Raw genomic sequence first — 14,973 nt, 5'->3', positions numbered from 1 at the left:
GATGAACCTTTTATTAGTCGGCCAACAAACGGAAAGACTTCGGTTCAGAAAACTTCAAGTTTCCGATTTCGAAACATGGTTACCCTTTCATCAAGACAAACGTACTTCCGTCCATTGGAAAGGATTGCCGGAGGAACCGGTAACTGCTTGTCAACAACAGTTTGAGAGTACCTTTAGACGATATAAAGAAGGTCGAGGAGGCATGAATGCGTTAATCCTGAAAAGTACGGACAAGTTAATTGGACTTTGTGGACTGCTTCCTCAAACTGTTGATACCATTCAGGAATTGGAAATGGGCTACTCTATTTTGCCGTTGTATTGGGGAAGAGGATTTGCCACCGAAGCGGCTAAAAAATGTAGGATATTTGCAGGAAAAAATCAATTAGCCAATTCATTGATCTCCATAATTCAAGTAGACAATATAGCTTCGCAAAGTGTCGCCTTGAAAACTGGTATGGAGCTCGATAAAACCACTATGTACCATGACAACATAGTCCATATTTATAGAGTAAATATATGAGGCAAAAACACTGGGCAATATTCATCGATAACACTTCCCGCAAGAATGATTTGATCGATAGGTTGTTGGGAGGGCAGCCACCTGATGACTTCCAAGAGCTTAAGGATAGGCAAGGTGCACTATTTTCTAAAATAGCCGTCGAACGCCTTATAGATAATGAAGACAGGCACGGCACCAAAACTATCACTTCACATACCCGACAGTCCTTAAAATCAATGTCGAGTGGCGAACAAAAAAAGGCATTGTTAAAACATATAATGGAGAAGCGGCCGGATTTTTTGGTTCTGGACAACCCCTTTGACAATTTAGATATTGACACCCAAGCGGAATTAAAGATTCAGCTCTTGAGCGTCTCGAATCAAATTGCGATGGTCCAGTTTATAAGCAGAAGGATTGACCTACTGCCCTTCATCAATATATTTGGTCGGCTCGACGGCCATAGTTTATCATTTTTCAATACTAAAAAAGAGGCTTTGGCGATAGAGGAGTCTAAGGCTTTTAACGGAAATATACCCCCCTCTCCCGTTTCTTTTTCGACGGAAAACAATATTTTGATCGATCTAAAAAAAGTTGATGTTCGCTACGGCAGCAAACCCATACTCCACCAAATCGATTGGACCATAAGAAAAGGGGAGTTCTGGGAGCTTCGCGGAAAAAATGGTAGTGGAAAAACAACGATTCTTTCCATGATTACCGGGGAAAATCCTAAGGGTTATGGTCAAGATCTCTATATTTTTGGGCGCAAAAAAGGAACGGGTGAAAGTGTCTGGGAAATCAAAAAGAAAATCGGTTATTTCACACCATCAATGACCGATAAATTCACGGGCTACCATTCTGTGTTGCATATGCTCATTTCCGGTTTGACCGATTCAATAGGCCTATATGTGAAACCTACCGAAATACAATCACGCACGGCAAAGGCATGGTTGCAACTCTTAGGCCTCTGGGAAATCAAAGACACCCTGTTTCATGATCTCTCCATGGGTCAAAAGCGGCTAATTATGTGTGCCAGGGCCATGATCAAGCATCCACCACTACTCATTTTGGACGAGCCAACAGCAGGATTGGATGATGCAAGTGCAGCGCTATTTGTAGCCCTGGTCAATAAATTTGCCAGCGAAAGTCAAACCACGGTACTCTTTGTTTCACATCGAAAAGAACCAGGCCTAGAGCCCCAGCATATATATGAGCTACGGATGACGAGAGAAGGCTCTACAGGAAAAATCATCGGGCTTTAAACCGGAAGACAGACCAAAAACCTTTAGAACTTGTATTAAAAAAACCTTTTGCAAATGCAAAAGGTTTTTCTGATTTGGTGTAAATCATATAATTCAATTACATCTTGACCTTTTTCTTGCCCTGAGGTTTTGTCTCGTCTTTCTTAGCCTTTACCCCGGAGCGAATGCTTTTGCTCATAGTATCGTACATAACTGGTGTAGCTATGAACAAAGAGGAATAGGTACCGACCAAGATTCCTACGATCATGGCGAACATGAAGCCTCTTAGTGATTCACCTCCGAAAACGAAGATTGCCAGTAATACCACTAAGGTAGTCATAGACGTATTTAACGTACGGCTCAAGGTGCTGTTCAGGGCCAAGTTGACATTCTCGCCACCACGCCAACCTTTCTCTCCGAGAATTTCGCGAATACGGTCGAATACCACCACCGTATCGTTCAATGAATATCCGATTACGGTTAGTATAGCAGCTATAAAGGCCTGATCGATTTCCATGTTAAAAGGCATTACGGTTCCAAATAAGGAGAAAATACCCAATACGATCATCACGTCGTGGAAAACGGCCACCACAGCTCCCAACGAGAACTGCCATTTTCGGAAACGGAACAAGATATAAAGGAATACCACGGCCAAGGATCCGATAATGGCCAAAAATGCGTTGTTCTTGATGTCATCCGCAATAGTAGGGCCTACTTTAATAGATTGTAGAATTCCAATGGATGCGTCACCACTACCTAAAATAAAATCCTCCTTACTGGTGCCATCTGGAAGATACTTCTGCAAAGAAGTGTACAACTTATCCTGAATTTCGTTATCGACCTCTATACCCTCTACATCTACCTTATAGGGCGTGGTTATTTTTATTTGGTTTTCTTCCCCAAAGGTCTTTACGTTGGTGCCACTACCGAAGACATCGTTCAATTCGGAAGCAATTTCCGAAGAACTTACCGGATGTTCAAAACGAACCTGATAGGTACGCCCGCCCACAAAATCAACCCCTTCCTGAAGTCCGTTCGTCATCAGTGAAAAAACACCGATACCGACTAAAATAGCCGAAAATATATAGGCAATCTTACGCTTGGCCAAGAAATCGACATTGATGTTCTTGAACAAATTCTTTGTCAGACCTGTACAGAAATCCAATCGTCTCGTTTTCCCTCCGATATACCAATCAACAAGTAAGCGAGTTATGAAAATCGCTGTAAACAAAGAGGTGACGATACCGATAAGTAGCGTGGTGGCGAAACCCTTAATGGGTCCTGAACCAAATACAAATAGGATAATTGCCGTCAGACCTGTCGTAATATTCGCATCTAAAATAGACGACAGGGCATTGCTAAAACCATCGGCCACTGCCTGGGACTTGCCCTTACCTTTATCGATTTCTTCCTTGATTCTTTCAAAAATAAGCACGTTTGCATCGACCGACATACCAATGGTCAAAACGATACCCGCAATACCCGGTAAGGTAAGTACCGCACTTAAACTGGTCAATACCCCGAAAATCAACAGAATGTTCAAGAGTAGCGCAATATCGGCGAAAACACCTGCCCTACCATAATAGAATATCATCCACAGTAAAACAATCGCCATGGCTATCATAAAAGACGTGAAACCACTATCTATGGCTTCCTGACCCAAAGAAGGTCCTACGATTTCCGATTGTATGATCTCGGCCGAAGCGGGAAGTTTACCGGCCCGAAGTACATTCGCAATATCTTTAGTTTCATTTACCGTAAAGCTTCCCGTAATCTCGGAACGTCCGCCGGAAATTGGGCCAGTGGAAACGCCGGGGGCCGTATAGACCTTGTTATCCAACACGATAGCAATACCCGTTTGATTATTATATGCATCTCCCGTCAACTTTTCCCATTCCTTGGCACCTTGCGTATTCATGGTCATCGATACCGCAGGTTTTCCCACCTGATCGAAATCCGCTCGTGCATCACTAACCACATCTCCACTTATTCTCGGCTCGCCATCACGATTAGATTTCAATGCGAAAAGTTCGACGATTTCTGAATCTTCCGAAGGTCTCTCCCAAAGAAACTTTACAAATTGCATATCTGCCGGCAATAGTCTACGAATCTCATTCATTCTTAGATACGATCCTATCACTGCGGTGTCCTTAATTGCCGCTACGCCTACTGCATAACTGGGCGCGCCCAATTGAAATTTATCGAATAGCGGATTCCGTTGCGCTGCAATATCCAAAGAGTCTTGCGACACATCTGAAAGTAATGAGTCTATTTCCGATTCCTCTTTTACCGGTTGCTGTTCCTCATCATCGACTTTGATAAGTGTTTTCAACTTTTCGTTGGCCTGAAAAAAGAAGCCTTGCAATTCAGGATTATTGGGCTGATACGTTTCCCAAAACTCCAACTGTGCCGTACTCGACAGTAAATCTTGCGCCCTGGCAATATCACGTGCTCCAGGAAGTTCAACTAAAATACGACCTGAATTACCTTCTCGTTGAATATTGGGTTGGGTAACCCCAAAACCATCGATTCGCTCCCGGAGAACTTCGAAGGCCGAAATAACCGACTCATCGATCTTTCTTCTGATAATGGGCTTTACCTCATCGTCGGTCATTTGAAAATTAATCTCTTCACTCAACCCTTTATTAGCGAAGATATCGGGCGACGCTAGCTTTGTATCTCCTTTGATATTATCAAAGGCATCAAAGAAAAGTTCGAGATAGGTATCGTCACTACTTTTAGATGCGGCATCTGCATCGGCCAATGCCTTATTAAAAACTGGATTTTTCGTGTTGTTTGCAAGGCCTTTTAAAATATCCTTTACTGAAATCTGCAGCGTTACATTGATTCCTCCTTTGAGGTCAAGTCCCTTGTTGAGTTCCTTTTTCTTGGCATCATTGTAGGTCGTATACCCTAGAATCGTATTGTCTCCGATACTGTCTAAGTAACTGGCTTCCAGCTTGTCTCTTTCAGAGACGTAATTATCATCAGTGGTCGAAATACGTTTTTCAGCGAAGGCTTTCGCATCATCCTCTACTTTATTGGTGATAAATGTATAGGATAATTGGTAGATACTTACCAGCCCGAATAATAGGGCGAAAAGCTTAATAAGTCCTTTGTTTTGCATTGATTATGAGTATTTTGTAGGTGCCTTTTCTAACAGCGTGCAAATATATGATTTTCCAGTAGGATTTGACAACATATTTATGAGTTATTGCAAAAGCAAAACATCCACTAATGGAGCTCTCCAATAGCGGATGTATAAGTTTCAGGGAAAATCGCGACTACACTTCTAAAAGTCCGTTCGTCTTTTTAACACCCTCTGCACTCTCCTGCATTTTTGCCTTTTCAGCTTCGCTTAGCGGAATATCAACTATTTTTTCGATACCATCTTTGCCCAACACGACCGGTACTCCGATGCATATGTCGTTTAAATCATACTCTCCTTTCAGTAGGGTCGAACATGGAAATATTTTCTTTTGGTCGCAGGCTATGGCCTGAACCAAACCGGAAACTGCCGCCCCAGGTGCATACCAGGCACTAGTACCCAACAACTTAGTGAGTGTAGCGCCTCCAACTTTGGTATCTTCCGCTACTTGCTGCAATCGGTCTTCCGACAAAAATTCGGACACTTTGATACTATTTCTGGTGGCGTGGGAGGTCAAAGGTACCATGCCCGTATCACTATGACCGCCGATAACCATACCGTCAACATCGGAAATTGGTGCTTCTAGCGCCTCGGCCAACCTATATTTAAAACGGGCACTATCTAGGGCTCCGCCCATGCCAATGATTTTGTTCTTCGGAAGATTCGTAGTCTTGTGAACCAAGTAGGTCATGGTATCCATTGGATTACTGACCACTATAACGGTAACATTCGGGGAATGCTCAATAAGACTGGAAGAAACTGTTTTAACTATTCCTGCGTTAATACCAATGAGTTCTTCGCGGGTCATACCGGGCTTCCTAGGAATTCCCGAAGTAATGACTGCTATGTCACTATTCGCTGTTTTTGAATAATCGTTGGTAACTCCTGTTATCTTCGTATCAAAACCATTCAATGATGCGGTTTGCATCAAATCCATGGCCTTTCCTTCAGCATAACCTTCTTTAATATCTAACAAAACGACCTCTGATGCGAAATTTTTAATGGCAATATACTCGGCACAACTCGCGCCTACTGCACCTGCCCCTACTACGGTTACTTTCATGTGAATTTATATTTATTGAGATTAGCGTTCATCTATTGTAGCCCTTCATTAGGAAAAACCATAAAGAAAAAGCACCTCTTTTTTTCCTTGCATTTTTAAAGATTTCAAAAATACACAATCTATACAGAAAATGGCACCGAAAAGCGTACCAAACTCATAATTACCTTAAAAACATTCATCGATGAAATACGTTTCTGTTAAAAAAAAATGCGCTTTAACGAAGAAAATTACCTTTTACGACCATACATCGAATTTTAGCAATAGTAAAAACCTCTTTATCGTTAAAAGAACACTAAAGTACCCAAATCAATCTGCCGATGGGCAGGCCTAAAAACCTTCGAAATGAAAAGACTTTTATCATTGCTGGCCATAGTCGGTATCATCTTGGTCAGCAACTGTTCACGAATACCTGAGAATAATGATGAAGTTATAGGCATTTGGTCGGATATCGAGATGGAATCGACAAGTCTAACTGCTAAGCAGGAAACATTTAGGCAAGAATGGATTTTCAATGATGCCTATTTAGGAAGGTATCATCAAAAGAGCAACGGCAAAATTATCTTCAAAACCGATTTTAGGTGGAGCCGAGAGGGTGAAAATTACATCATATCCTATCCGGGTACGGATATGAACAATCAAATTGTTTCTATGCAAGATTCCAAAGAAGGTATTGCTCTAGCCGATGCCCATGGTAATGTTCTTGCTGTTCGCGAATAACGTTTTTACTAGGTTTCAAATACGCAAAAAGCCGTGGTCGATTCTGTGACTACGGCTTTTTAATTGCATCAAAGCACCTTATGTGCTATAAACTTGGCGGCCATGCAGGGTTGACCCGGTATAATAAATGACGAATTAAAACGTGTCTTTTATACTCTCTTTCTATCTCTCTCAAAAAGACTAATAGTTATACTGCAATTGGCTTTGCTATGCATCGATATTTGCGTAGACAGCGTTGCGTTCAATAAATTCACGACGCGGCGGTACTTCATCTCCCATCAGCATAGAAAAAATACGATCTGATTCAGTAGCATTGTCGATGGTAATCTGTCGTAAGGTTCTAAACTCAGGGTTCATTGTAGTATCCCATAACTGCTCGGCATTCATTTCCCCAAGACCCTTATATCGCTGAATACTTACACCCCCGCTATAGGTGTCGGCGATTTCGTCTCGCTCTTTGTCTGACCAAGCATACCTCTTTTTACTTCCCTTTTTAACCAAATAAAGAGGTGGTGTCGCAATATAAACGTGCCCGCCTTCGATAAGTTCTCGCATATACCGGAAGAAAAATGTCAAAATCAAGGTTTCGATATGGCTACCATCAACGTCGGCATCACACATAATGACCACCTTATGATATCGTAATTTCTCCAAATTAAGTGCCTTACTATCTTCTTCAGTACCTATGGTCACGCCCAAGGCCGTATAGATATTCTTGATCTCCTCGTTTTCAAAGACCTTGTGCTGCATGGCCTTTTCAACGTTCAAAATTTTACCCCGCAATGGCAATATAGCTTGAAAATTACGGTCACGTCCCATTTTGGCCGTTCCACCCGCAGAATCACCCTCTACCAAAAAGACCTCACATCGGGTAGGGTCTTGCTCGGAACAATCGGATAATTTACCTGGCAATCCTCCAATGCTCATCACGGTCTTCCGCTGCACCATCTCCCGTGCTTTGGTCGCTGCATGTCTCGCTTGGGCGGCCAAAATCACTTTCTGAACGATAACTTTGGCATCATCGGGATGCTCTTCCAGATAATTGGTGAGCATTTCAGAGACCGCTTGTGAAACCGCTGAAGAGACTTCACGGTTACCCAATTTTGTTTTTGTCTGGCCCTCAAACTGAGGTTCGGCTACCTTTACGGAAACAATGGCGGTAAGCCCTTCCCTAAAATCATCCCCCTGCACTTCAAATTTCAATTTGTCGAGCATACCAGAGGCATCCGCATACTTCTTAAGTGTAGTGGTCAGACCCCTTCTAAAACCGGAAAGGTGCGTACCCCCTTCATGTGTATTAATATTATTCACATACGAGTGAAGGTTTTCGGTATAGCTCGTATTGTATACCATAGCCACCTCTACCGGGATATCGTTTTTCTCGCCCTCCATTGCGATCACACCCTGAATCAATGGCTCACGCGTACCATCTAAAAATTTTACAAATTCTGGAAGCCCTTGATCCGAGTAGAAGGTTTCGGAAAGAAATTCACCATTCTCGTCTTTCTGCCGTCTATCAGTAATGGAAATCGTCACACCTTTGTTGAGAAAGGAGAGCTCTCTCATTCGCTTCGATAACGTTTCGTAACTATACTCTATGGATTGTTGAAAAATTTGGTCATCGGGGTGAAACGTAACCATAGTACCCCTTTCTTCGGTTTCACCGATACTTTTCACCGGGTACAGGGCCTTGCCCCTTTCATACTCCTGCTCCCAAATCTTACCATCGCGATAGACGGTCGCCTTTAACCGATCAGAAAGGGCATTTACCACAGAAACCCCTACACCATGAAGCCCCCCTGAAACCTTATAGGAATCTTTATCAAACTTACCTCCGGCCCCAATCTTCGTCATTACTACCTCTAAAGCAGAAATACCCTCCTTCTTATGTAAATCAACAGGAATACCACGGCCATTATCTTTTGTAGATATAGAATTATCTTCATTGATAATTACGCTAATGAAATCGCAATGGCCGCCCATCGCTTCATCGATGGAATTGTCTACAACTTCATAGACCAAATGATGCAGCCCTCGTACACCCACATCCCCAATGTACATGGAAGGTCGCATACGCACGTGTTCCATCCCCTCCAGAGCCTGAATACTGTCTGCAGAATATGCTCTTTTATTCTCTCCTGTTAGGTGCTTTTCAGGTACTTTATCAGCTCCTGTCCTTTTTTTTGATTCTTCCTCGTTATTTGCTTCTTCGCTCATAAATTAAAGGTTGTTTTTACTTCAAAAATTCCAATCCTACAAATATACGCAATACCCCATGAAATATAAGCTTTGTGTACTTTGCCCCCTATCAAGTTATCAACAAAAATTGTGGAAAATTCAATAGGCGATAGCGAAGTCGAGGCAAGGGGTTACCAACGCAGACAAACTACCTACATACCAGTCTGATGTGTGGAGGAACTGGAACAACCCCAAGAATTTTGATGCGTTTACTATTAGAAAAACTTATAATCAGTTTTATTAGGTCTGTTCGGTATCATTCACTACAAAAGGTCAAGCTTCTAAAGAAGTCCATAAAGTCGGTTGGTGAAGTTTTCACTAAACCTATCTACCTTTCGTAGTCTTAATTTGAAAAATAGTTCAAAAAAAGCGGGTACAAGGGAGTTCGAACTCCCTTGTACCCGCTTTTTTTTTACAATCCTACTTTAATTTTCTACATCTTTCGGTAGGGCAAATTTACTTCACATAGGCATCTGTATGTACTTTTGCCACTGCCCTACCGGAAGGATCGTTCATGTTTTTAAATGCTTCGTCCCATTCAAGGGCAATTTTTGTACTACAGGCCACAGAAGGTTCCTGAGGTACGGAAAGTGCCGCTGCATCGGAAGGAAAATGCGATTCGAATATGGAGCGATAGTAAAACTCTTCTTTGGTCGTCGGGGTCTGAATAGGAAAGCGGAATTTGGCATTGGCCAATTGCTCATCGCTCACTTCTTCATTCACCATTTCCTTTAACGTATCGATCCAGCTATAGCCTACTCCGTCGGAAAATTGCTCCTTTTGTCTCCAAGCCACACTTTCTGGCAAATAATCTTCAAAAGCTTTGCGAACGACCCATTTTTCCATACGTTCCCCGTTGATCATTTTATCTTTAGGGTTGATGCTCATCGCTACATCCATAAATTCTTTATCCAAAAACGGAACACGCCCCTCGATACCCCAAGCTGCTAAAGACTTATTGGCCCGCAAACAATCGTACATGTGCAGTTTACTCAACTTTCGAACAGTTTCTTCATGAAACTCCTTGTCATTGGGTGCCTTGTGAAAATAGAGATACCCCCCGAATAGTTCATCGGCTCCTTCGCCTGAAAGTACCATTTTTATACCCATGGATTTAATAACCCGTGCCATAAGGTACATAGGGGTAGAAGCACGTATAGTGGTAATGTCATAGGTTTCCAAATTGTAGATGACATCTTTTATGGCATCAAGACCTTCTTGAATCGTGAAAACAATCTCATGGTGTACCGTACCTATATGGTCGGCCACTTTGCGCGCAGCCGCTAAGTCTGGCGAACCTTTTAACCCGACCGAAAAAGAGTGTAATTGGGGCCACCAAGCTTCCGTAGTGTCGTCTGATTCAATTCTTTTTTGTGCATATTTTTTAGCAACTGCCGAGGTCACCGAAGAGTCCAACCCTCCAGAAAGCAATACACCATATGGCACATCAGACATCAATTGACGGTGTACCGCGGCTTCAAGGGCCTCGCGTATGGCCTCGATGCTCGTTTCATTGTCCTTTACGGCATCGTATTCCATCCAATCCCTCGTATACCATCGCTTGAATTCCCCATCGTCGCTATGCATGTAATGTCCTGGAGGGAAGAGTTCGATTTTTGAACATGTTCCCTCTAATGCTTTTAGTTCGGAAGCTACATAGAATGTTCCGTTCTGATCCCAACCAATGTACAATGGTATAATGCCCATATGGTCCCTAGCAATAAAATAGCTGTCATTTTCTTCGTCATATATGGCGAAACCGAAAATACCGTTCATCTCATCGATGAAACCAGGGCCTTTTTCTTTATACAAAGCCAAAATAACCTCACAGTCTGATTCTGTTTGAAACTCATATGTACCCTCGAACTGTCTGCGGAGCTCCCTATGATTGTAGATCTCCCCATTCGCTGCCAAAACCAGTTTTCTATCAGGACTGTAAAGCGGTTGTTTTCCGGAAGCGGGATCCACGATCGACAAACGTTCGTGGGCCAAAATCGCCTTATCACCAGCATAAATACCACTCCAATCAGGACCTCTGTGCCTCACTTTTTTAGACATCTCCAATAATTGAGGCCGTAAAGTATCAGGACTTTCCTTTAGGTCAAATGCACATACAATTCCACACATATCACTTTTGTTTATATCATTTTAAAAGGCAAATATTGATTTATTCTTTCATTAATAAAACAATATTTACATTTTAATAACTAAATGAAATAATTAAATGACATTTTAAACCTAAATGAAATTTTTTCAATTCATAATATTAAAAAATAGTACATTCTGTAAGCATCAAGAATTTTAACGACTTTTTAGTAAAGATTACAAGGAATTCGGGTTAGTTTTAACCAGAACTCAATCGGTATAACAAAATCTATTTTCAAACAAAATCAAAAACAAAACACTTAATTATGAAAAAAGTATGTACTCTGGCCTTTTTAGCCTTAGCGATGGTCTTTACTACAGAAGCTGTTGCCCAAAAATTTAGCGGTCTCGACAAAAGTCCAGCTGATATTGCCTACTATCCCAACGAAAGTCAAAATAGTAACAAAACAGTACGTGTTATTTACAGTAGGCCGCAATTAAAAGGAAGGTCACTTTCTAAATTGGCACCCAATGGGAAAGTATGGAGAACTGGCGCAAATGAAGCGACTGAAATTACCTTTTACTCTGATGTGAATTTTGGTGGCAAAAGTATCCCTGCTGGAACTTATTCTTTGTTTACGATACCTGGCACGGATGAATGGACGGTGATTTTGAACAAAAACTTGAATCAATGGGGCTCTTATTCGTATGATGAAGCTGGAGACGTTGCCCGCGTTACGATTCCCACTGGTTCGGATAGCGAAGCTTTGGAACCATTTTCTATAGCTTTCAAAGAAGTTGATGGCGGTATTGAGATGGTGATGGGCTGGGACAAAACAAGGGTTGCCGTACCCATTGAGATGCAAAAAATGTAAGAATCATTTCCCATGAAACTAAAAAACCGAAGCTTCTGCTTCGGTTTTTTAGTATATTATCAGTGGTCTATCGAACCATTCTCTGACCGTTCAAGAAGGTCTGCTCAACTTGAATACTTGGAATCTCGTCAAGAGGCACTTTCATCATATCTTTGTCATAAATAACAAAATCGGCGTACTTACCCGTTTCAATACTCCCTTTTTTACTTTCTTCAAAATTAGAATAGGCCGCCCAAATGGTCATTCCTTTCAAAGCTTCTTCCCTTGAAAGGGCATCTTTCATTTGAAATCCGTCTTTTGGGAAATCTTCCAAATCCTGACGTGCCACTGCCGCATAAAAGGTTAGAAACGGACTTACCTGTTCTACTGGAAAATCGGTTCCCAAGGCGACTATACCGGCCCTATCCAATAATGTCTTAAATGCATAGGCACCTCTTATCCTTTCACTACCGAGCCGGTGCTCGGCCCAATACATATCACTTGTAGCATGTGTAGGTTGTACCGAAGGAATTATACCCTTCTCAAAATAATGAAAATCATGCGGATCGATAACCTGTGCATGTTCTATTTTCCAACGTCGATCTGATTTGCCTTTCAACACCTTATCATAGGCCCTTAGAACTACGGCATTGGCAGAATCTCCAATGGCATGGGTATTCAGTTGATATTCGGAATTGGCAATTCGATCGGCCAAAGCCTCAATCGATTCAACAGGCGTCACCATGGCCCCAAAATGCCCTGCCTTATCGGAATAAGGGCTTTTTAGGGCAGCTCCGCGAGAGCCTAATGCCCCGTCTGCATAGGCCTTGACCGAGCGCACATTTAAACGATCTGAAATTATCGAGCCCTTATTTAGATAGTAATCTAAATTATTGGGAGTGGCACTAACCATGGCATACACCCGTATCGACAGCTCACCGGCCTGTTGTAGACTATCAATAAGTTCAATAACGGGCCGGCCTATACCTGCGTCATTTACGGTTGTGAGGCCATAACTCAAACAAATGCGCTCTGCATCTTTTAAAGCATTTATCCGTGTATTCAAATCAGGTTGCGGGGTTATAGCATCAATTAAAGACATTGGATTATCTATGAGAACCCCTGTAAGGCCCATTGCTCCTTTTACAATTTCACCTCCATCAACTTTGGTGCTAGAGTCGATGCCGGCCCTGTCTAAGGCAGCTTTGTTGGCTAGAAGAGCATGACCATCAATTCGACGCAATACAACTGGGATATCTGGAAATAGTTGGTCGAGTTCTTTCCTAGTAGGAAATTCTTGATTCTCCCAATCATTCTGGTCCCAACCTTGACCTAGAATGAAATCCTTTCTTTTTTCTTTTTGAAACTTTTGCACACGCTCGAGCACCTCTTCAAAACTCGTAGTGCCAGTAAGATCTACCGACTGTTGATTCAGCCCTAGTCCGTAGAAATGGCAATGGGCATCGATTAGCCCTGGGGTTATTGTTCGCCCTTTAGCATCGATCACTTGATCTGATTCAAACGCTTTCTGAATTTCTTCGTCAGTACCAATGCCCACAAATCTACCCTCATGCACGGCAAAGGCTTGAGCCTTTGAGAAATCTTGGTCTACTGTATAGACATTCGCATTCACAACGACTAGATCTACCGTGTCTTTAGGGTTATCACAACCTGTGACAATCAAAAAGACTGTTCCTATTAAAAGACTTTTTATCAAAACAAGAAATATATGGAGTTAAAAACATATGGTATTTGACCCGTCTACCCAAAAGAAAGCTTTGAGGTAAGAATATGTAGTCTTACTGTGGTTTCACCCGCTCTCCCTTGATAGTGTAAGTTCCTTCGGAAGAGGAGCTACTTCCCTTTATTTTATCTTCGGAGGCCATAAGCTCGACCGAAACGGGACTACCTTCTAGATAGATTTTGAACCTAATTTTATTTCCTTCTACAGAAATATTCTCTGCTTTCAAGGTGCCAGCTTTCAATTGCACCTGAACGACATATGCTCCATTTTCATTCAAAATAGAAAGTACACCCGTGCGGTATTCGGGTGGAACATTGTCAACTGTATACCGCCAAGTACCTATTACATCGCTCTCGGCCATTACTTCATCATATTCCAACATATAATTCTGTATCGTGATATTACAAAAGGCCGTATGTAAGCATAAAATCGCTACGGCCAGGGATAAAAAACCTCTCACGGTATTAGTATTCTTCATAATTATAATTGCTATTTGTAAAATGTAAATATTTCTCTAAATATAGACATTTAGAAGTATAAAAACCATACTATCTTCTTGACGCCCTTGTTGGTTTTTCCTTTATACGTACATATATCAGTTTCTTACGGCCTTTGGCATCCTCTCGGCGCTCAACCTCAATCGAACTTATCGAATTGATCAAGGGTGTCAGTTTTTGAAAACCATAGTTTCGGGAATCGAAATTGGGCTGTTTCTTCTGTAAAAGACTACCTACATCACCTAGAAATGCCCAGCCATCGTCATCTGCGACATCATCGATGGTCGAGGCTATTAACTTAATAACCTTTGGGGTTACTTTATCAACGCTACTTTTGACCGCAGACTTCCCCTTTGTATCACTAGGAGCGTCTTCTTCGGCCTCGGCCTTTAAAATTTCGATATATATAAATTTGTCGCAAGCGACTATAAAAGGATTAGGTGTTTTCTTTTCGCCTATACCAAAAACCTGCATACCCGCTTCTCGAAGACGGGTCGCCAGACGCGTAAAATCACTATCGCTGCTCACGATACAAAAACCATTCACCTTGCCCGAATACAAGATATCCATTGCATCGATTATCATGGCAGAATCCGTAGCGTTTTTTCCTTGGGTGTATCCATATTGCTGAATCGGGGTAATCGCGTTCTCTAACAAAATATTTTTCCATTTGCCCAAGCGTGGATTTGTCCAATCCCCATAAATACGCTTAATGGTTGGATTACCGTATTTTGCGATTTCCTCCATCATTTCCTTCACGTAGGCCGAGGGAATATTGTCTCCGTCTATAAGTACGGCTAGATTAAGATCCATTCGTTTCAATTTCGGTAAAGGTAACGGTTTTGAACAAAGAGGTGCATGCAATCTATGACAATTCCAATATTAGCTGT

General features: G+C 42.0%; 11 protein-coding genes. 4 read left to right on the top strand and 7 right to left on the bottom strand.

Features of this window, described 5'->3' with window-relative positions:
- The first annotated feature begins 1 nt into the window (after position 1).
- Both F2B13_RS10545 and F2B13_RS10540 read left to right on the top strand, forming a co-directional pair.
- Positions 2–520: a GNAT family N-acetyltransferase gene (locus F2B13_RS10545; protein ID WP_149275039.1), complete on the top strand. Its 519-nt coding sequence runs from the start codon at positions 2–4 to the stop codon at positions 518–520.
- Positions 517–1,758, top strand: a complete 1,242-nt coding sequence (locus F2B13_RS10540) for an ATP-binding cassette domain-containing protein (RefSeq protein ID WP_149275038.1) — start codon at positions 517–519, stop codon at positions 1,756–1,758. The genes F2B13_RS10545 and F2B13_RS10540 overlap by 4 nt, the downstream gene beginning before the upstream one ends.
- A 97-nt stretch (positions 1,759–1,855) precedes the next feature.
- Here F2B13_RS10540 and secDF read toward each other — a convergent pair whose 3' ends face one another.
- A complete protein-coding gene (gene secDF / locus F2B13_RS10535; RefSeq protein WP_149275037.1) occupies positions 1,856–4,864 on the bottom strand; it encodes a protein translocase subunit SecDF in 3,009 nt (1,002 codons plus the stop codon).
- A 157-nt stretch (positions 4,865–5,021) separates the two neighbouring features.
- Positions 5,022–5,948, bottom strand: a complete 927-nt coding sequence (locus F2B13_RS10530) for a malate dehydrogenase (protein ID WP_149304105.1) — start codon at positions 5,946–5,948, stop codon at positions 5,022–5,024.
- 342 nt (positions 5,949–6,290) lie between these two features.
- On the opposite strand from F2B13_RS10530, the gene F2B13_RS10525 reads away from it, so the two are divergent.
- Positions 6,291–6,665 carry a hypothetical protein gene (locus F2B13_RS10525; RefSeq protein ID WP_149275035.1) on the top strand — a complete coding sequence of 125 codons (375 nt, stop codon included), beginning with the start codon at positions 6,291–6,293 and terminating at the stop codon, positions 6,663–6,665.
- A 207-nt stretch (positions 6,666–6,872) separates the two neighbouring features.
- Here F2B13_RS10525 and gyrB read toward each other — a convergent pair whose 3' ends face one another.
- Together gyrB and asnB are read right to left on the bottom strand one after the other, a co-directional pair.
- A complete protein-coding gene (gyrB, locus tag F2B13_RS10520) occupies positions 6,873–8,882 on the bottom strand; it encodes a DNA topoisomerase (ATP-hydrolyzing) subunit B (protein WP_149275034.1) in 2,010 nt (669 codons plus the stop codon).
- A gap of 477 nt (positions 8,883–9,359) precedes the next feature.
- Positions 9,360–11,030, bottom strand: a complete 1,671-nt coding sequence (gene asnB / locus F2B13_RS10515; RefSeq protein WP_149275033.1) for an asparagine synthase B — start codon at positions 11,028–11,030, stop codon at positions 9,360–9,362.
- Between the two features lie 284 nt (positions 11,031–11,314).
- Between asnB and F2B13_RS10510 the strand changes: the two genes are divergently transcribed.
- Complete coding sequence (locus F2B13_RS10510) at positions 11,315–11,863, top strand: DUF2911 domain-containing protein (RefSeq protein ID WP_149275032.1); 549 nt, start codon at positions 11,315–11,317, stop codon at positions 11,861–11,863.
- A 67-nt stretch (positions 11,864–11,930) separates the two neighbouring features.
- Here F2B13_RS10510 and F2B13_RS10505 read toward each other — a convergent pair whose 3' ends face one another.
- The 3 genes from F2B13_RS10505 to F2B13_RS10495 form a co-directional block, all read right to left on the bottom strand.
- Complete coding sequence (locus F2B13_RS10505) at positions 11,931–13,556, bottom strand: amidohydrolase (RefSeq protein WP_394348968.1); 1,626 nt, start codon at positions 13,554–13,556, stop codon at positions 11,931–11,933.
- An 85-nt stretch (positions 13,557–13,641) separates the two neighbouring features.
- Positions 13,642–14,064: a hypothetical protein gene (locus F2B13_RS10500; RefSeq protein ID WP_149275031.1), complete on the bottom strand. Its 423-nt coding sequence runs from the start codon at positions 14,062–14,064 to the stop codon at positions 13,642–13,644.
- A gap of 70 nt (positions 14,065–14,134) precedes the next feature.
- On the bottom strand, positions 14,135–14,896 hold the full coding sequence (locus F2B13_RS10495) for an NYN domain-containing protein (protein ID WP_149275030.1): 762 nt from the start codon (positions 14,894–14,896) through the stop codon (positions 14,135–14,137).
- Between the last annotated feature and the right edge of the window lie 77 nt (positions 14,897–14,973).

It is taken from the genome of Pareuzebyella sediminis (assembly GCF_008367235.1).
Taxonomy (GTDB): domain Bacteria; phylum Bacteroidota; class Bacteroidia; order Flavobacteriales; family Flavobacteriaceae; genus Pareuzebyella; species Pareuzebyella sediminis.
The sequence above is the reverse complement of the archived record's forward strand: the minus strand, read 5'-3'. Positions and strand labels throughout refer to the sequence as shown.